Raw genomic sequence first — 18,286 nt, 5'->3', positions numbered from 1 at the left:
AACGCCCCAGCCATCCGACCCTGCTCAGGAGCCCCCATGGAAACCCCGGTCCACACCCTTCCCGCCTTGTTCAAACAGCTCGGCCTGCCAGATGACGCCGTCAGCATCGACCAGTTCATCGCCAGTCATTCGCCGCTCAAACCGGATCTGCATCTGGCCGATGCCTTCTTCTGGAGCGAGGGCCAGCGACAATTGCTGCGTGACGAGATTCTTGAAGATGCAGACTGGGCGGTGGTGGTGGATCAGCTCGACGTGCTGTTGCGCAAAGGCCGTAGCGATTGAGGCTTATGCTGCATACCTGTGGGAGCGAGCTTGCTCGCGATAGCGGACTGTCAGTCAATCCTGATGCAACAGACACGTCGATATCGCGAGCAAGCTCGCTCCCACAGGCTAAATAGTTATTCATTTTAATTATTAATAAATAGCTTCTTATTCCTTAAATAATATAACTCTCCTCCTTATACTCGTCCGGGAACAGACACGCAGGAGAGCACCCATGCGCAACGAATCGATTCGCTACCTGATTGTGCCGGGCTGGCAAGGATCGCCGGAAAATCATTGGCAAACCCACTGGCAGAACAGCCTGCCCAACAGCACTCGGGTCGAACAGGCCGATTGGTTGACGCCCCGGCGAGAAGATTGGGTTGCCGCGCTGGCCGAAGCGATAGCCGCCGACAGCACGCCAGTGATTCTCATCGCTCACAGCCTGGGCTGCATCACGGTGGCCCATTGGGCCGCTACCGCGCCGGTGCAATTGCTGCGACAGGTGCGCGGTGCGTTGTTGGTCGCGCCGGCGGATGTGGAGCGGCCGGCCTGTGCTCCGGCGCTGCGCAATTTCGCGCCGATCCCGACGACGTTGCTGCCCTTCCCCAGCCAAGTGGTCAGTTCCGACAACGACGCGGCGGTCAGTGCCCCACGCGCCATGGAGCTGGCCCGCAACTGGGGCGCCGAGGCCGGGATCCTGGCCGGGGCGGGGCATATCAATGTGAAGTCCGGCCACCAGCGTTGGGAGCAGGGATTCGCTTATCTCTATCGTTTGCAAAACCGCATGGAGCATCACGCCCTGCGTCGCGCCTGAATTTTAAACGCCCTCCGTCTCCCGGCGGCCTGGGGCGGGAGACTGCCATGAGTTTGCATGAAACCTTTGGTCAGCCCTTGCTGACCTTTCCCGATGCGGAAAAAAGCCCCCTGAGCATCCGCGCCAAGGCGCTGGTGTTCGTCGACCCACGCTCTCGGCAATTGCGCGAGGAGCTGGAGCAACTGGCGCCACGCTCGGTTTCGGTATTGATTCGCGGTGAAACCGGCACCGGCAAGGAATTGCTGGCCCGGCATATCCATCGCGAGAGTAATCGCGGCGGATTGTTTGTCTCGGTCAATTGCGGGGCCATCAGCCCGACCTATGCCGATGCCGAATTGTTCGGCTATGCCGCTGGCAGCCATAGCGGTTCGGCCAGCAGCCGGGCAGGGTGGTTTGGTTCGGCCAATGGCGGCACGCTTTACCTGGATGAAATCGGCGATTTGCCGCTGCCGATCCAGGTCAAGTTACTGGCGGCGCTGGAAAATCACGAAGTCACCCGCGTAGGTGCACATCAGCCCAGCCCAGTAGACGTACGTCTGGTTGCGGCCACCAGCATCGACCTGGCGCAAGCGGTGACGGCTGGGAAATTCCATGATCGGCTCTACCACTACCTGAGCGAGGGGCAACTCGAATTACCGGCCTTGCGCGAGAGGGTGGGCGACATCCTGTCCCTGGCCGAATATTTTTTGGGCATCTACAGCCAGCGCCTCGGTCTGGCCGTGCCGTTGATCAGCGAAGCGGCGCAGCACGCGCTGGAGCGGCATAGCTGGCCGGGCAATACCCGCGAATTGGAGAACATCATCCACTTTGCATTGCTGGTGAGTACCGGGGACGAGATTTCGCCGGAGCATCTGAACTTGCCGTCCCAGCCATCGGCGCTGGAATCGATTGACCGGCAGGTGGCGCAGGTCATTGCCCAGGGTTCGGAAGCCGAGCGCACAGCGCTCAGGGCACTGCTCGATCAATTGAGCCAAACGCTATAGGCCGGGACCCGCTCAACTGTGGCCAGGGAGCAAGCTCCCTCGGCACAAAAAGCTGCGTTTTTCCTATATGAGTAAAATGAATATGAACTTGAATAAAAGATATTGTTAAGGCATAAAAAATATCGGTATCTTCCGCATCACGCCAGCGATAGCACTTCGCTGGCACCTCACTTTGGCCGTCGTCGATGACGACCGTGATTTTCGATAAGGACACTGCATGAAAAAGGTTCTGTTGTTCACCGCATTGGCGGCAGCCCTGACCTCGGGCCTGGCCCAGGCCGCAGAGAAACTGGTCGTCGCCGCCACCCCGGTACCTCACGCCGAAATCCTTGAGCTGATCAAGCCAGCCCTCGCCAAAGAAGGCGTGGACCTGGAGATCAAGGTGTTTACCGACTACGTCCAACCCAACGTACAAGTTGACCAGAAGCGCCTGGACGCCAACTACTTCCAGACCCTGCCGTATCTCAAGAGCTTCAACGAAGGCAAAGGCACCAACCTGGTAACTGTCATTGGCGTACACGTCGAACCGTTCGGCGGCTATTCGAAAAAGGTCAAGAGCCTGTCTGAGCTGAAGGACGGCGCAACCATCGCTATCCCTAACGAAGGCAGCAACAGCGGCCGCGCCCTGATCCTGCTGCAGAAGGCTGGCCTGATCAAACTCAAGGATCCGAAAAACGCTTTGGCGACGCCGAAAGACATCGCTGAGAACCCGAAGAACTTCAAGTTCAAGGAGCTGGAATCGGCCATGTTGCCGCGCGTACTGGATCAGGTTGACCTGGACATGATCAACACCAACTACGCCTTGGAAGCAGGCCTGAATCCGGCCAAGGACGCCTTGGTGATCGAGGGTTCGGATTCGCCGTACGTGAACTTCCTGGTGGCCCGTCCGGACAACAAGGACAGCCCGGCCATCCAGAAACTGGCCAAGGCCCTGACCAGCCCGGAAGTGAAAGCGTTCATCGAGAAGAAATACAGCGGCGCGGTACTGCCGGCGTTCTGATTCGCGCGGTAGACCCTTTCACGGTTTCAAACGCCGACGGCTGATACAGCGTCGGCTGTTTTTTTATGCTCGAAAGATTGCTTGGGTCAGGGACAGGATTACCTGTGGCGAGGGAGCTTGCTCCCGCTCGGCTGCGCAGCAGTCGCAAAACCCGCTGATGCGATCTACCTGAAGGACTGCTGGGGGCCTGCTACGCAGGCCAGCGGGAGCAAGCTCCTTCGCCACAAGATCAAAGGCGCAAATCAGGCCACCCTGGTCTTCAACGCCCTGCGCAACGCCACCAATAATTTCACCATCTCCCGCGGTTCCAGTCGCTGCGGCACTTTTACGTCAGCCATATCTTCTTCCTTGTGATGGATCAAGGATGACCCCTGAAGGTCTTCCCTGCGACGCAAGGAAAGTAGTCGCCTTTGCCCATCCGGGCAAATGCGCGGGGATAGTTTTTTGGGTGATATCAATATGCTTTAACGGTATTTAAATTCTACTTCTTATGCCTTTAAAGTCGCTTCCTGCGAGCAGTCATCCGCTGCCCATGGACCGCATCACCGCCGCTTACCCAGTGGCGTCCAGGATCTTCAATGAACTTCGATTTCGCTTTTATCCTTGGCACTCTCCCGGCGTTCCTCAAGGCTGTGGGCGTGACGCTGCAGGTTGGTCTAATCGCGATCGTGACGTCGCTGCTGGTGGCGCTGATCAACGCGACGATCCTCGTGCTGCGCACGCCTTATCTGCAACGCCTGGTGGGGCTGTATGTGGAGCTGGCCCGCAACACGCCGCTGCTTATCCAACTGTTTTTTGTCTACTTCGCCCTGCCGGCGTTGGGCATCAAGGTGTCCGGGTTTGCGGCGGCAATCATCACCATGACCTTCCTGGGCGGTGCCTACCTGACGGAAGTGCTGCGGGCGGGCGTGGACGCAGTGCCCCAGGCGCAATTGGAGTCCGGTCGTTCCATCGGGCTGTCCCACGGGCAATTGCTGCGTTACGTGATCCTGCCGCAGGCCGGGATCCTCAGCCTGCCGTCGCTGTTCGCCAATTTCATTTTCCTGCTGAAGGAGACCACCGTGGTCTCGGCCGTGGCGGTGCCGGAGATTCTCTACACCACCAAGAGCTACATCGCGCTCTACTACAAAACCTATGAAATGCTCGCCGTGCTGACGTTGATTTGCGTGCTGCTGTTCTTGCCGCTGTCGCTGTTGCTCAGCCGCCTGGAAAGGAGGCTCCAGCATGGCCAGTTCGGGTCTTGAATTGCTGTGGGTGTCGTTGCCGCAACTGGGCAAGGGCGCCGTGCAAACCCTGTCGATTTCCTTTCTCGGCATCGCCTTCAGCACCGTTGGCGGTGTTCTCTATGGCGTGTTGCGGACGTTGGGCGTGAAATGGCTGGACGCCGTCCTGCGGGTCTACCTGGAGCTGTTCCGGGCGATTCCGGTGCTGGTCTGGTTGTATCTGCTGTTCTTCGGTCTGCCGATTTTTTTCGGACTGAGCATTCCCAGCTTCTGGTGTGCGGTCCTGGTGCTGTCGTTGTGGGGCGCCAGTGAGGTCGGCGAAGTGGTGCGTGGCGCGTTGCATTCGCTGCCGCGGGGCCAGCGGGAGGCGGGCTTGTCGATTGGGCTGAACGGGCCGCAACTCTATGGCCATGTCCTGTTGCCGCAAGCGATGAGACGCATGACGCCGCCGACCATCAACGTCTACACGCGCATCATCAAGACCAGTTCCCTCGCGGTGCTGATTGGTGTCGTGGATGTGATCAAGGTCGGCCAGCAGATCATCGAGCGCACCTACGAATCCGTGCTGATCTACGGCGCGCTGTTCCTGTTTTTCTTTTTCATCTGCTACCCGCTCTCGGCCGCCTCGCGCGTGTTGGAGCGGCGCTGGACGCAAGCATGAGCGCATTGATCGAGTTCAAGGGTTTCAACAAGTTTTTCGGCGAGCAGCAGGTGCTGGACGGCATCGACCTGCAAGTGAAGACAGGCGAAGTGATCGTCATCCTCGGTCCCAGCGGTTGTGGCAAAAGTACCTTGCTGCGGTGTCTCAACGGCCTGGAAGTGGCCCACAGCGGCAGCCTGGCATTCGCCGGACGCGAGCTGCTGGATAAAAGTACCGACTGGCGTGAAGTGCGACAACAGATCGGCATGGTGTTCCAGAGCTACCACTTGTTTCCGCACATGAGCGTGCTCGACAACGTGCTGCTCGGCCCGGTCAAGGTACAAAAACGCGACCGCCGCGAAGCGCGCGACCAGGCCGAAGCGCTGCTGGCGCGGGTGGGCCTGCTGGACAAGCGCGATGCTTTCCCGCGCCAGCTCTCTGGCGGTCAGCAACAACGCATCGCCATCGTGCGTTCGCTGTGCATGAATCCCCAGGTCATGTTGTTCGATGAAGTCACCGCCGCCCTCGATCCGGAAATGGTCAAGGAGGTGTTGGAAGTCATCCAGGGCTTGGCCCGCGAAGGCATGACCTTGCTCATAGTCACCCACGAAATGGCCTTCGCCCGCGCTGTGGCTGACCGCATCGTGTTCATGGACGCTGGGCGCATCCTTGAACAAAACCCTCCCGAGATTTTCTTTACGAACCCGCAAACCGCACGCGCGCAGCAGTTCCTGGAGAAGTTCTCCTACGTCGCCGCACTACCCAAAACGACTCAAACAAAGGAACTGCAACCGTCATGAAAACTGCCAAGTCTTCTCTGCTGCTATTGCCATTGCTCGCCGCCTTCCTGCTGGCCGGCTGCAATAAAACCGAAGAACCGCCGAAGCCCAACGTTGCCAGCCAAGGCACCGCGCCGGCCAGCTACCTGGACAAAATCAAGGCGCGGGACAAATTGATTGTCGGCGTCTTCACCGATAAGCCGCCGTTTGGTTTTGTCGATGAATCGGGGCGGTATGTCGGCTTCGATACCGACATCGGCCGTCGATTCGCCAAGGACCTGCTCGGTGATGAAAACAAGGTCGAGTTCGTCGCAGTCGAGCCGGCGAGCCGGATTCCGTTCCTGCAAAGTGACAAGGTCGACCTGATCCTGGCCAACATGACCGTGACCCCGGAGCGCAAGGAGGCGGTGGAGTTCACCAATCCGAATCTGAAGGTCGCGGTGCAGGCGCTGGTGCCGCAAGCCAGCGCGGTGAAAAGCCTCGATGACCTGGCGACCCGCACCACCATCGTCACCACTGGTACGACGGCGGATATCTGGCTGACCAAGAACCATCCGGATTGGAAACTGCTCAAGTTCGAGAAGAATTCCGAGTCGTTGCAGGCGCTGGCCAACGGTCGTGGCGATGCCTATGCCCAAGACAATCTTGTGCTGTTCAGTTGGGCCAAGCAGAACCCCGGCTATCGCGTGCTCGAGCAGACCCTGGGTGCCGAAGCGCCGATTGCACCGGCGGTGAAAAAGGGCAATGTCGAACTGCGTGATTGGGTCAATGCCGAGCTGGCGAAGCTGGGTGAGGAAAAATACCTGCTCAAGCTGTACGACCAATATGTGCGCAAGGAACTGAGCGATGACACCAAGCCTGAGAGCGTGATAGTCGAGGGGGGCAAGTGGCAGGGGTGAGACTCTGATTGTTGAGGTGACCTTCCGATAGCCATCGCGAGCAAGCTCGCTCCCACAATGGATTTTCATATGCTCACAGTCCTGTGTTCACTGAAGGTCTACTGTGGGAGCGAGCTTGCTCGCGATTCGGTTGATCAGGCGCCCGTCAATCTGGCCAATGCCACGCCGGCTCATCCAACGCGCGCTGCCCGGTAATCCCGGTCTGCCCGAAGTCTTTTTCCAGCACGATGCAATTGCAATCCTCATCCTTTTCCAACGCTGCGATCAGGCGCGTGGCGTGGGACACGACCCAGACCTGGCAATTGGCGGAGGCTCGGATGATCAAGCGTGCCAAGGCCGGCAACAGGTCCGGGTGCAGGCTGGTTTCCGGCTCGTTGAGCACCATCAGCGAGGGCGGTCGCGGCGTGAGCAGGGCGGCCACCAGCAACAGGTAGCGCAGGGTTCCGTCCGACAGTTCGGCGGCGGTCAGCGGTCGCAGCAGGCCGTGCTGCTGGAAGGCGATGGCGAAACGTCCACCTTGCAGCTTGTCGATTTGCAGATGAGCACCCGGGAAGGCATCGCCGATAGCGGCATGCAACGCCTCGACGTCGCCTATCTCAAGGATCGTTTGCAGTGCGGCGGCGAGGTCGCGGCCATCGTGATGCAACACCGGCGTGCGGGTGCCCAGTTGCGGCTGGCGCACCGGGGCGTCGGCGTCGCTGCGAAAGTGATCGTAGAAACGCCAGCGGCGAATGAACTCGCGCATTTGCAGCACCTCCGGCGAGGCACGCAGGCTGCCGACCAGGTCGAACAGGCTGTCAAAGGTCGGGGTGTGCTGGGACAGGACGTCCCACGAACGTCCCTCGCGGGCACGGACCATCGGCCCGTTACGATCCACCAGCAGGCTGGCCGGTCGAAACACCGGGCCGGCCCAGATGCATTCGCGCTTGATCTCCGGATCCAGCGAAAACGCCGAGCGACTGGGCTCCGGCAGGCCCAGGGCGATTGAATAGCTGAAGTCTTCAGCGGCGAAGCCCAGGCGCAGGCGCTTGGTGCCCTGACGCACCGTCGCCTGGACAGGCACTTCGCCGTTGCGCATCCGACGGCTGATTTCTTCCGGCCCGGCCCAGAAGGTCGAATCCAGTCCGCCTTCACGGGCCAAGGCATTCACCACCCCGCCCTGCGCCGTCTCCGCCAACAGGCGCAGGGCACGATACAGATTGGATTTGCCGCTGCCGTTGGGGCCGGTGATCAGGTTCAGTCGGCCCAGCGGGATGACCAACTTATTGATGGACCGGTAGTTGGCCACCGCCAATGTCTTGAGCATGCATATCTCCTTCGCATGGGCCGTAGGAGCTGCCGAGCGAAGCGAGGCTGCGATCTCCAAGATTCAACTGGAAAGGAAAGATCGCAGCCTCGCTTCGCTCGTCAGCTCCTACAGCGGGCGATCTGTTTGCCCGATTTGCTGCATCCATTGTATTCGGTGAACCCTGTTCTAAGCTCACAGTCGTATCGTCACTGGTACGTCGGTACAACGCAAAGGAGTCTGCATGACTGGTCCCGGAATCAAACTGATTGTTGGCTTGGGCGTGTGTGCGTTGTTGACGGGTTGCGGTGAGAAGAAACCCGAGGAAAAAGCCTTGCCTCGGGTGTTCATCCAGCAAGCCACGCCCAGCGAATACGCGGCCTCGGTCACGCTGACCGGTGATGTCCAGGCCCGGGTGCAAACTGATCTGTCGTTTCGCGTGGGCGGCAAGATCATCGAGCGCAAAGTCGACGTGGGTGATCGGGTCTCTGCCCGACAAGTGCTGGCCCGGCTCGACCCTCGCGATTTGCAGACCAACGTCGATTCCGCCGAAGCCCAGGTGGCCGCCGAACAGGCGCGGGTCAAGCAGAGTGCGGCGGCCTTCGTGCGCCAGCAGAAGCTCTTGCCCAAGGGCTACACCAGCCAGAGCGAATACGACGCGGCCCAGGCGCAATTGCGCAGCAGCCAGAGCGCGCTGACGGCAGCCCAGGCCCAGTTGGCTAACGCTCGCGAACAGCTCAGTTACACCGCACTCGTTGCCGAGGCGCCCGGCATCATCACTGCGCGCCAGGCCGAAGTCGGCCAGGTGGTCCAGGCCACGGAGCCGATCTTCAGCCTGGCTCGGGACGGCGAGCGCGACGCGGTATTCAACATCTATGAATCACTGCTGCGCGAACCGCCCTCGGACCCGCAGATCACCATCAGCCTGCTGGACAACCCAGCCATCAAGACCACCGGCACGGTGCGCGAGATCACCCCGGCGGTGTCCGCCGAGACCGGCACCGTGCAGGTCAAGGTCACGCTCAATGATTTGCCTGAAGGCATGCGCCTGGGGTCGGTGGTCAGCGCCACGGCCAAATCCGCCGGAAAGACCGCTGTGGAATTGCCTTGGTCGGCACTGACGAAGAACCTCAGCGAGCCGGCCGTGTGGCTGGTGGACGGCGAGGGCAAGGCGCAGTTGCAGACGGTCACGGTCGGTCGCTATTTGACTGGCAAGGTCATCATCAGTGACGGGCTCAAGGGTGGCGAGAAGATTATTATTGCCGGCGGGCAGTTGCTTCATCCTGGCGTGCGCGTCGAGATCGCCGAAAACAACCACGACAAAGCCGCGACAGGAGCCCAGCCATGAAGCGCTTGTGGATGGTTTCGGCCAGCCTGCTGCTGGCTGCCTGCTCGAAGGAAGAAGCACCGCCGGAGCCGATCCGGCCGGTGTTGTCCATCGAGGTGCGGGCCCTCGACCAGCAGGCCCTTGGACGCTTCGCCGGGAATATCCAGGCGCGCTACGAAACCAATGTTGGGTTCCGAGTGCCGGGCCGCATCGCCAGCCGCAACGTCGATGTCGGCGCCGAGGTGAAAAAAGGCGATTTGCTCGCGACCCTCGATCCCACTGACCAGCAGAACCAATTGCGCGCCGCCGAGGGCGACCTCGCGCGGATCCAGGCGCAGTACATCAACGCCCAGGCCAACGCCCGTCGCCAGCAACAATTATTCGACCGTGGCGTCGGCGCCCAGGCGCAACTGGACATCGCCCAGACCGACCTGAAGACCACCGCCGCCTCCCTGGAGCAAGCCCGGGCTGCGGTGGACCAGGCCCGTGACCAGCTCAACTACAGCGAGCTTCGCACCGACCATGACGCCGTCGTCACGGCTTGGAATGCCGAAGCCGGGCAAGTGGTGACCGCCGGCCAGCAAGTGGTGACGCTGGCCCGTCCGGACATCAAGGAAGCGGTGATCGACTTGCCTGCCGGACTGGCCGAGCGCTTGCCCGAGGACGTGGTGTTCGAAGTCGCCGCGCAACTCGACCCGGCGACCCGCACCACGGCTATCGTCCGCGAGATCGAGCCCCAGGCGCAAAGCGCCACCCGCACGCGCCGCGCGCGCTTGACCCTGACTGACACGCCGCCCGGATTTCGCCTGGGCACGGCCATCGGTGTGACCCTGAGCTCGGCCATCGAGCCGCGCATCGAGTTGCCGCTCAGTGCGCTGCAGGAAGTGGATGGCAAGACGCGAATCTGGCTGGTCAACCCGCAGGATCAGACGGTTTCGCCCCGGGACGTACAGGTGCTCGAACGATCGGACGGCTCGGTGCTGGTGGCCAACGGCATCAAGCCCGGCGACCGCGTGGTCAGCGCTGGCGTGAACAGTCTCCAGCCGGGGCAAAAAGTGAAACTCGACGAGGACGCACGATGAAAGGGCCTTTCAACTTATCGGAATGGGCCCTGCGGCATCAGTCGTTCGTGTGGTACCTGATGTTCGTCGCGCTGCTGATGGGCGTGTTCTCCTACATGAACCTCGGGCGGGAAGAAGACCCCTCGTTCACCATCAAGACCATGGTCATCCAGACCCGCTGGCCTGGCGCGACCCAGGAAGAAACCCTCAAGCAGGTCACCGACCGCATCGAGAAAAAACTCGAAGAGCTCGATTCCCTCGATTATGTGAAGAGTTACACCCGGCCTGGTGAATCCACGGTGTTCGTGTACCTGCGCGATACCACGGGCGCCAAGGAAATCCCGGAAATCTGGTACCAGGTCCGCAAGAAGATCAACGACATCCGCGGTGACTTCCCTGAAGGCCTCCAAGGTCCGGGATTCAACGACGAGTTCGGCGACGTCTATGGCTCGGTGTACGCCTTCACCGGCGACGGCCTGTCGATGCGTCAGTTGCGCGATTATGTGGAACAAGTACGTGCCGAGATCCGCGATGTGCCTGGCCTGGGCAAGGTGGAAATGGTCGGCGAGCAGGACGAAGTGCTTTACCTGAACTTCTCCACGCGCAAACTCGCGGCCCTGGGCATTGACCAACGCCAAGTGGTGCAGAGCCTGCAATCGCAAAACGCGGTGACCCCGGCCGGGGTGATCGATGCCGGGCCGGAGCGGATTTCCGTGCGTACGTCGGGGCAGTTCCAATCGGAGAAGGACCTGGCCAACGTCAACCTGCGACTCAACGATCGCTTCTATCGACTGGCCGATATCGCCGACATCCGTCGTGGCTACGTCGACCCCGCCACACCGATGTTCCGCTTCAACGGCACGCCGGCCATTGGCTTGGCCATCGCCATGAAGAAGGGCGGCAACATCCAGGAGTTCGGCAAGGCCCTGCACGCACGCATGGATGAACTGACCGCCGACCTCCCGGTGGGCGTCGGTGTGCACACGGTGTCGGACCAGGCCGAAGTGGTGGAAGAGGCCGTCGGCGGTTTCACCAGCGCGTTGTTCGAGGCGGTGATTATCGTGCTCGTCGTCAGCTTCATCAGCCTCGGCATCCGGGCCGGGCTGGTGGTGGCCTGCTCGATTCCGTTGGTGTTGGCGATGGTATTCGTCTTCATGGAATACAGCGGCATCACCATGCAGCGGATCTCCCTCGGCGCACTGATCATCGCCCTTGGGCTGCTGGTGGACGACGCGATGATCACCGTGGAAATGATGGTCACGCGCCTGGAAAAGGGCGACAGCAAGGACCAGGCCGCCACGTTCGCCTATACCTCGACCGCCTTCCCGATGCTCACCGGGACCCTGGTCACCGTGGCCGGTTTCGTGCCCATCGGCCTGAATGCCAGTTCGGCGGGTGAGTACACCTTTACCTTGTTCGCGGTGATTGCCGTGGCGATGTTGGTGTCCTGGATCGTCGCGGTGCTGTTCGCCCCGGTGATCGGCGTGCACATCCTCAGCACCGACGTAAAACCCCACAGCGCCGAGCCGGGGCGGATCGGACGGGCGTTCAACGGCGGCCTGTTGTGGGCGATGCGCAATCGTTGGTGGGCCATCGGCATCACAGTGCTGCTGTTCGCATTGGCGGTGTTTTGCATGCGCTTCGTGCAGAACCAGTTCTTCCCGTCCTCGGATCGGCCGGAGATCCTGGTAGACCTCAACCTGCCGCAAAACGCCTCGATGGACGAGACGCGCAGGGCGGTCGATCGCCTGGAAGCGACCCTCAAGGACGACCCGGACATCGCGCGCTGGAGCACTTACATCGGCGAAGGCGCCATTCGTTTCTATCTGCCGCTGGACCAGCAACTGCAGAACCCGTACTACGCGCAACTGGTGATCGTCAGCAAGGGCCTGGAGTCGCGGGCGGCGCTGACCGAACGCTTGCAGAAACGCCTGCGAGAAGATTTCGTCGGCATCGGCAGCTACGTGCAAGCGCTGGAAATGGGCCCGCCGGTGGGGCGGCCGATCCAGTATCGCGTCAGCGGCAAGGACATCGACCAGGTGCGCAAGCATGCGATCGAGCTGGCGACCGAGCTGGACAAGAACGCCCACATCGGCGAGATCATCTACGACTGGAACGAGCCGGGCAAAGTGCTGCGCATCGACATTGCTCAGGACAAGGCGCGGCAGTTGGGCCTGTCTTCCGATGATGTGGCTCGGCTGATGAACAGCATCGTCAGCGGCTCGCCGGTGACCCAGGTCAACGACGATATCTACCTGATCGACGTGGTCGGGCGTGCCGAAGACGCCGAGCGTGGTTCGCCGGAAACCCTGCAGAACCTGCAGATCGTCACTCCGGGCGGCACGTCGATTCCACTGCTGGCCTTCGCCACGGTGCGCTATGAGCTGGAACAGCCGCTGGTGTGGCGTCGCGACCGCAAGCCGACCATCACCATCAAGGCCGCCGTGCGCGATGAAATCCAACCCACGGACCTGGTGAGGCAACTGCAGCCGGATATCGACAAGTTCGCCGCCAAGTTACCGGTGGGCTACAAGATCGCGACTGGCGGTACGGTGGAAGAAAGCAGCAAGGCCCAAGGACCAATCGCCAGCGTGGTGCCGCTGATGCTGTTCTTGATGGCGACGTTCCTGATGATCCAATTGCACAGCGTGCAGAAACTGTTCCTGGTGGCGAGCGTCGCGCCGTTGGGCTTGATTGGCGTGGTGCTGGCGCTGGTGCCGACTGGCACGCCGATGGGCTTCGTGGCGATTCTCGGCATCCTTGCGCTGATCGGCATCATCATTCGTAACTCGGTGATCCTGGTGACCCAGATCGACGAGTATGAACGTGACGGCTACGAACCCTGGGACGCAGTGGTGGAAGCCACCGAACACCGGCGCCGACCGATCCTGCTGACGGCGGCTGCGGCGAGCCTGGGGATGATCCCGATTGCCCGCGAAGTGTTCTGGGGGCCGATGGCCTACGCGATGATCGGCGGGATCATTGTCGCCACGTTGCTGACGCTGCTGTTCCTGCCGGCGCTGTACGTGGCCTGGTACAAGATCCGCGAGCCGAAGCGTGATTGAGGCGCGCGCGGACCCTGTGGCGAGGGAGCTTGCTCCCGCTGGGCCGCGAAGCGGCCCCAATAAGGCCTGCTGCGCAGCCCATCGCGAGCAAGCTCGCTCCCACAGGGATCTTTAGTGAACACATATTCTGTGAGCAACAAAGAACCACTGTGGGAGCGAGCTTGCTCGCGATAGGGCCCTTCCAGTCACCGTCAATCTTTACTTGCGCAACAACCGCAACCCATTGAACACCACCAGCAAGCTCACCCCCATGTCGGCAAACACCGCCATCCACATGGTGGCGAACCCGGCGAAGGTGACGCCGAGGAAGATCGCCTTGATCACCAGCGCCAGGGCAATGTTCTGTTTCAGGATGCTCGACGTCTGCCGCGACAGGCGGATGAACGCCGGGATTTTGCGCAGGTCATCGTCCATCAAGGCAACATCGGCGGTTTCGATGGCCGTGTCGGTCCCGGCCGCCGCCATGGCGAAACCGATTTCCGAGCGGGCGAGTGCCGGGGCGTCGTTGATGCCGTCGCCGACCATGCCGACGCGGTGGCCTTGGGCATACAGGTTTTCGATGGCGTGCAGCTTGTCTTCTGGCAGCAGGTCACCGCGGGCTTGATCCATGCCCACCTGCTTGGCAATCGCATCGGCGGTGTGGGCGTTGTCGCCGGTGAGCATCAAGGTCTTGATGCCCAGCTCATGCAATTGCCGGATGGCTTCGCGGCTGGAATCCTTCACGGTGTCGGCCACGGCGAACAGCGCCAAGGGCTTCGTGCTATCGAGCAGCAGCACCACGGACTTGCCTTGCTTTTCCAGGGCGAAGAGTTTTTCTTCCAGCTCGGGGGAGCACAGGCCGAGATCTTCCACGAGGCGGTGATTGCCCAGGTGATAGGTCTGGCCGCCGATGTCGCCGCGAACACCGCGCCCGGCCAGCGCGGCAAAGTTATCCACAGCGTGCTGCGTCAGTTGTTTATCCACAGCCGCGTCGGCAATCGCCCGGGAAACCGGGTGGTCCGAGCGTGCCGCGAGGCTGGCGGCCAAGGCTGGGACGGTGGCTTCCATGGTTGGGTCCAGCAACACGTAATCGGTCTGCACCGGCTTGCCGTGGGTGATCGTGCCGGTCTTGTCCAAGGCCAGGTAATCAAGTTTGTGGCCACCTTCAAGATAAACCCCGCCCTTGACCAATATGCCTTTGCGCGCCGCTGCCGCCAGACCGCTGACGATGGTCACCGGGGTGGAAATCACCAGCGCGCAAGGGCAGGCGACCACCAGCAGGACCAGCGCGCGATAGATCCAGTCGAACCATTCAGCGCCCATGAACAACGGCGGGATGACGGCCACGGCTAAGGCCAGGGCAAACACCGCCGGGGTGTAGACCGTTGAAAACCGATCGACGAAGCGCTGAGTCGGTGCCCGGGAGCCTTGTGCCTGTTCCACAGCGTGGATGATTCGCGCCAGGGTCGATTGATCGGCAGCGGCGGTGACGGTGTATTCCAGCTCACCGGCCTGGTTGATGGTGCCAGCGAAAACTTTGTCGCCCACGGTTTTTTCCACCGGCAGGCTCTCACCGGTGATGGGCGCCTGATCGATGGTCGAGCGCCCGGCAACCACGTCGCCGTCCAGCCCAACCCGTTCGCCGGGACGAACCCGCACCCTTGCACCCAGGGCAATGGTCTTCACATCGGCTATCTGCCAAGTGCCGTCGGCCTGTTGCACCGTGGCTTGTTCCGGCGCCATTTGCATCAGGCCGCTGATGGCGTTGCGTGCCCGGTCGAGGGATTTGGCTTCGATCAGTTCGGCCACGGTAAACAGGAACATCACCATTGCCGCTTCTGGCCATTGGCCGATCAGCACGGCGCCGGTCACGGCGATGCTCATCAAGGCGTTGATGTTCAGGTTGAAGTTTTTCAGGGCAATCCAACCCTTCTTGTAGGTGCCGAGGCCGCCACTGAGGATCGACACCAGCGCAACCAGCGCGACCACCCAGGTTGGCGCGGCGTTGGTGAAGTGGATCACCTCGGCAGCCAGCGCCGTGACGCCGGACAACGCCAGCGGCCACCAGGGCTTCGTTGGGGCAGGCAGGTTGTTGGTTTCCGGTTTCTCGCCTGCGGTCAGCGGATCGGCTTGCATCCCTAAGGATTCGATGGCCTTGATGATCGGCGCGTCGCTGGGCAGATCGTGGGTCACGCCCAATACCCGGTTGATCAGGTTGAATTCCAGCTGCTGCACGCCTTCGAGCTTGCCGAGTTTGTTCTGGATCAGCGTTTGCTCGGTGGGGCAGTCCATGGCTTCGATACGAAAACTGCTCAGCCGCGCACCGTCCGTCGCCGTTTTGCCGAGATTGACTACCGACGGTGCCGCTTTCGAGGCACAGCAGGAATGCCCATGGGCATGGCCGTGGTCGGGTTTGTGGATGTGAAGGGAATCGCTCATCGGTAACGTCCGTGAAAAGTGCCTGTTGCGCAGTAAAGACCCTGTAGCCACTATAGGGTCAAGCAGCTATTTTCGGAGGCCGCACTATGAAGATCGGAGAACTGGCGAAAATCACCGACTGCCAGGTCGAGACCATCCGCTACTACGAGCGCGAAGGCGTGCTGCCGGAACCGGCCCGCAGCGACGGCAACTATCGCGTCTACACCCAGGCCCATGCCGAGCGGCTGACGTTCATCCGCAACTGCCGCACCCTGGACATGACTTTGGAAGAGATCCGCAGCCTCCTGGCCTTGCGGGACAGTCCCCAGGATCAGTGCGAGAGCGTCAACGCGCTGATCGACGAGCACATCCATCACGTCAAGGCACGTATCGATGGCCTGATGGCGCTGCAGGCGCAACTGATCGACCTGCGCCATCGCTGCGGCGAAGGACCGGATTTGGATCAATGCGGGATCTTGCAGCGGTTGGAAGTGAGCGGGGCGGTGGCGCCGGAGGTGGAGCATTCCCATGTGGGCAGGAGCCATGGGCATTGATGCCGATCTCGCAGCACATGCAGATCCAATGTGGGAGCGAGCTTGCTCGCGATGGCGGCTTAGCAGTCAACATCTCTGTTGAATGTAATGGCCTCATCGCGAGCAAGCTCGCTCCCACAGTGGAGGGCGGGGTGGCTCAGACCGCCATCGGCGCAGTCATCGGCGCATGGTGCTGGTAGCCTTCTAGAGAAAAGTCGCTCGGCTCCACCAGCTCCAGCCATTCAGGCTGATACACACCCGTCTTGGCAAACTCCGGCACGCGCTCGGAAATCGCCAGTTTTGGCATCGGGAACGGCTCGCGCTTGAGCTGTTCGTTGAGCATGTCCAGGTGGTTTTCGTAGACGTGGGCATCGCCGATGAAATAGGTGAACCAACGCGGCGTGTAGCCGGTCAGGCGACCGATCAGGCTCAGCAGCGCCGCGCCTTCGGTGAGGTTGAACGGCGTGCCCAGGCCCAGGTCGTTGGAGCGGATGTAAAGGGTCAGGGAAATTTCCCTGGTCTCGACATTCGGGTGGAACTGGTAGAGCAGATGGCACGGCGGCAGGGCCATCTCGTCGAGCTGGGCGCAGTTCCAGCCGTGGAACAGGATCCGCCGGCTGCCCGGGTCCTTGATGATGGTGTCGACGCACTGGCGAACCTGGTCGATGGCCTTGTACAGCACCACGTAGGCTTGGCCGTTTTCCTCGCCCTCGGCGATCTGCCGGTAACCCTGGGCCAGCGTCTGCTCGATGGCCGCCGGGTTGCTTACCGGGATCTGCTTGTAGGCCGGCCATTTGCGCCATTGCACGCCGTAGATCTCGCCCAGGTCGTCTTCGCCCTGGCGGAACGGGTTGGCCAGCCATTGGGCGTTTTCGTTGGCGTTCTGGTCCCAGACCTTGCAGCCCAGGGCGCGGAACTCGGCGGCATTGTTCACGCCACGCAGGAAACCGCACATTTCGCCGATGGCCGATTTGAAGGCCATCTTGCGAGTGGTGATGGCGGGGAAGCCTTCCTTCAAGTCGTAGCGCAACATGGCGCCGGGGAAACTGATGGTGTTCACACCGGTGCGGTTGGCTTGCTTGGTGCCGTTCTTGATGACGTGAGCCACCAGATCGAGATATTGCTTCATGGATTACCTGTGTCCTTGAACCCGGGGCGCGCCCCCCGGGGTTCGAATTTTAAACTTTGGCGGCGGCAGCCGGCGCGCGACGATAGGCCAGCCAGATCAGCGCCAGGCCACCGATGATCATCGGCAGGCACAGCACCTGGCCCATGGTCAGCCAGTTCCACGCCAGATAGCCGAGTTGGGCGTCCGGAACGCGGACGAACTCGACGATGAAGCGGAAGATGCCGTAGAACAGGGCGAACATGCCCGACACGGCCATGGTTGGCCGTGGCTTGCGCGAGAACAGCCAGAGAATCAGGAAGAGTGCCACGCCTTCGAGGGCGAATTGATAGAGCTGCGACGGGTGGCGCGGCAACTGCGCCGGGTCGCTGAAGGGTGGGAAGATCATCGCCCACGGCACGTCGGTCGGCTTGCCCCACAATTCGGCATTGATGAAATTGCCGATGCGCCCGGCGCCCAGGCCGATCGGCACCATCGGTGCGACGAAGTCCATCAGTTCGAAAAATGATTTGTTGTTGCGCTTGCCGAACCACAACGCCGCCAGCATCACACCGATGAACCCGCCATGGAACGACATGCCGCCCTTCCAGACCTCGAAGATCAACGTCGGGTTGGCCAGGTAGGCGCTCAGGTCGTAGAACAGCACATAGCCCAGGCGTCCGCCGACGATCACGCCCATGGACAGCCAGAACACCAGGTCGGAGAGCTTTTCCTTGTTCCAGGTCGGGTCGAAACGGTTCAACCGGCGCGAAGCCAGCAGCCAGGCACCTCCGATGCCGACCAGGTACATCAGGCCGTACCAGTGGATTTTCAGCGGGCCGATGGCCAGGGCAACCGGATCGATCTGCGGGTAAGGCAGCATTGATATTCCTCGTAAGCGTCAAAAATAC

General features: G+C 61.3%; 16 protein-coding genes. 12 read left to right on the top strand and 4 right to left on the bottom strand.

Annotated elements, in window-relative coordinates; genetic code table 11:
- Positions 1-36: 36 nt before the first annotated feature.
- From FHK92_RS23870 to FHK92_RS23835, 8 genes are all read left to right on the top strand, one after another.
- Positions 37-282 (top strand): DUF2789 domain-containing protein, encoded by a 246-nt coding sequence (locus tag FHK92_RS23870; protein WP_181290286.1) that lies wholly within the window; start codon positions 37-39, stop codon positions 280-282.
- Between the two features lie 214 nt (positions 283-496).
- On the top strand, positions 497-1,078 hold the full coding sequence (locus FHK92_RS23865; protein ID WP_181290285.1) for an alpha/beta hydrolase: 582 nt from the start codon (positions 497-499) through the stop codon (positions 1,076-1,078).
- 47 nt (positions 1,079-1,125) lie between these two features.
- On the top strand, positions 1,126-2,061 hold the full coding sequence (locus tag FHK92_RS23860) for a sigma 54-interacting transcriptional regulator (protein WP_181290284.1): 936 nt from the start codon (positions 1,126-1,128) through the stop codon (positions 2,059-2,061).
- Between the two features lie 217 nt (positions 2,062-2,278).
- Entirely contained in the window at positions 2,279-3,061 is a 783-nt protein-coding gene (locus tag FHK92_RS23855; protein ID WP_181290283.1) for a MetQ/NlpA family ABC transporter substrate-binding protein, read from the top strand.
- A 578-nt stretch (positions 3,062-3,639) separates the two neighbouring features.
- On the top strand, positions 3,640-4,305 hold the full coding sequence (locus tag FHK92_RS23850) for an amino acid ABC transporter permease (protein WP_181290282.1): 666 nt from the start codon (positions 3,640-3,642) through the stop codon (positions 4,303-4,305).
- Positions 4,286-4,945, top strand: coding sequence for an amino acid ABC transporter permease (locus tag FHK92_RS23845; protein ID WP_181290281.1), 660 nt, complete (start codon positions 4,286-4,288; stop codon positions 4,943-4,945). Before FHK92_RS23850 ends, FHK92_RS23845 begins: the two co-directional genes overlap by 20 nt.
- Positions 4,942-5,724 (top strand): amino acid ABC transporter ATP-binding protein, encoded by a 783-nt coding sequence (locus FHK92_RS23840; RefSeq protein ID WP_181290280.1) that lies wholly within the window; start codon positions 4,942-4,944, stop codon positions 5,722-5,724. The genes FHK92_RS23845 and FHK92_RS23840 overlap by 4 nt, the downstream gene beginning before the upstream one ends.
- Positions 5,721-6,602 carry a transporter substrate-binding domain-containing protein gene (locus tag FHK92_RS23835; RefSeq protein ID WP_181290279.1) on the top strand — a complete coding sequence of 294 codons (882 nt, stop codon included), beginning with the start codon at positions 5,721-5,723 and terminating at the stop codon, positions 6,600-6,602. The genes FHK92_RS23840 and FHK92_RS23835 overlap by 4 nt, the downstream gene beginning before the upstream one ends.
- A gap of 145 nt (positions 6,603-6,747) precedes the next feature.
- Here the strand turns inward: FHK92_RS23835 and FHK92_RS23830 are convergent, their stop codons facing one another.
- Positions 6,748-7,908 (bottom strand): AAA family ATPase, encoded by a 1,161-nt coding sequence (locus FHK92_RS23830; RefSeq protein WP_181290278.1) that lies wholly within the window; start codon positions 7,906-7,908, stop codon positions 6,748-6,750.
- A gap of 223 nt (positions 7,909-8,131) precedes the next feature.
- On the opposite strand from FHK92_RS23830, the gene FHK92_RS23825 reads away from it, so the two are divergent.
- From FHK92_RS23825 to FHK92_RS23815, 3 genes are read left to right on the top strand one after another with little or no spacing between them, the layout of a single operon-like run.
- Complete coding sequence (locus FHK92_RS23825) at positions 8,132-9,235, top strand: efflux RND transporter periplasmic adaptor subunit (RefSeq protein WP_181290277.1); 1,104 nt, start codon at positions 8,132-8,134, stop codon at positions 9,233-9,235.
- Complete coding sequence (locus tag FHK92_RS23820; protein ID WP_181290276.1) at positions 9,232-10,296, top strand: efflux RND transporter periplasmic adaptor subunit; 1,065 nt, start codon at positions 9,232-9,234, stop codon at positions 10,294-10,296. Before FHK92_RS23825 ends, FHK92_RS23820 begins: the two co-directional genes overlap by 4 nt.
- On the top strand, positions 10,293-13,340 hold the full coding sequence (locus FHK92_RS23815; protein ID WP_181290275.1) for an efflux RND transporter permease subunit: 3,048 nt from the start codon (positions 10,293-10,295) through the stop codon (positions 13,338-13,340). Before FHK92_RS23820 ends, FHK92_RS23815 begins: the two co-directional genes overlap by 4 nt.
- A gap of 198 nt (positions 13,341-13,538) precedes the next feature.
- Here FHK92_RS23815 and FHK92_RS23810 read toward each other — a convergent pair whose 3' ends face one another.
- Entirely contained in the window at positions 13,539-15,758 is a 2,220-nt protein-coding gene (locus FHK92_RS23810; protein WP_181290274.1) for a heavy metal translocating P-type ATPase, read from the bottom strand.
- 86 nt (positions 15,759-15,844) lie between these two features.
- Here FHK92_RS23810 and cadR point away from each other — a divergent pair, with 86 nt between their 5' ends.
- A complete protein-coding gene (gene cadR / locus FHK92_RS23805; protein WP_181290273.1) occupies positions 15,845-16,291 on the top strand; it encodes a Cd(II)/Pb(II)-responsive transcriptional regulator in 447 nt (148 codons plus the stop codon).
- A gap of 136 nt (positions 16,292-16,427) precedes the next feature.
- Here cadR and FHK92_RS23800 read toward each other — a convergent pair whose 3' ends face one another.
- Together FHK92_RS23800 and lgt are read right to left on the bottom strand one after the other, a co-directional pair.
- Positions 16,428-17,399, bottom strand: a complete 972-nt coding sequence (locus FHK92_RS23800; RefSeq protein WP_181290272.1) for a thymidylate synthase — start codon at positions 17,397-17,399, stop codon at positions 16,428-16,430.
- Between the two features lie 49 nt (positions 17,400-17,448).
- Positions 17,449-18,258, bottom strand: coding sequence for a prolipoprotein diacylglyceryl transferase (lgt, locus tag FHK92_RS23795; protein ID WP_181290271.1), 810 nt, complete (start codon positions 18,256-18,258; stop codon positions 17,449-17,451).
- Between the last annotated feature and the right edge of the window lie 28 nt (positions 18,259-18,286).

This window comes from Pseudomonas brassicacearum subsp. neoaurantiaca, from assembly GCF_013608025.1.
Classification (GTDB): domain Bacteria; phylum Pseudomonadota; class Gammaproteobacteria; order Pseudomonadales; family Pseudomonadaceae; genus Aquipseudomonas.
The sequence above is the reverse complement of the archived record's forward strand: the minus strand, read 5'-3'. Positions and strand labels throughout refer to the sequence as shown.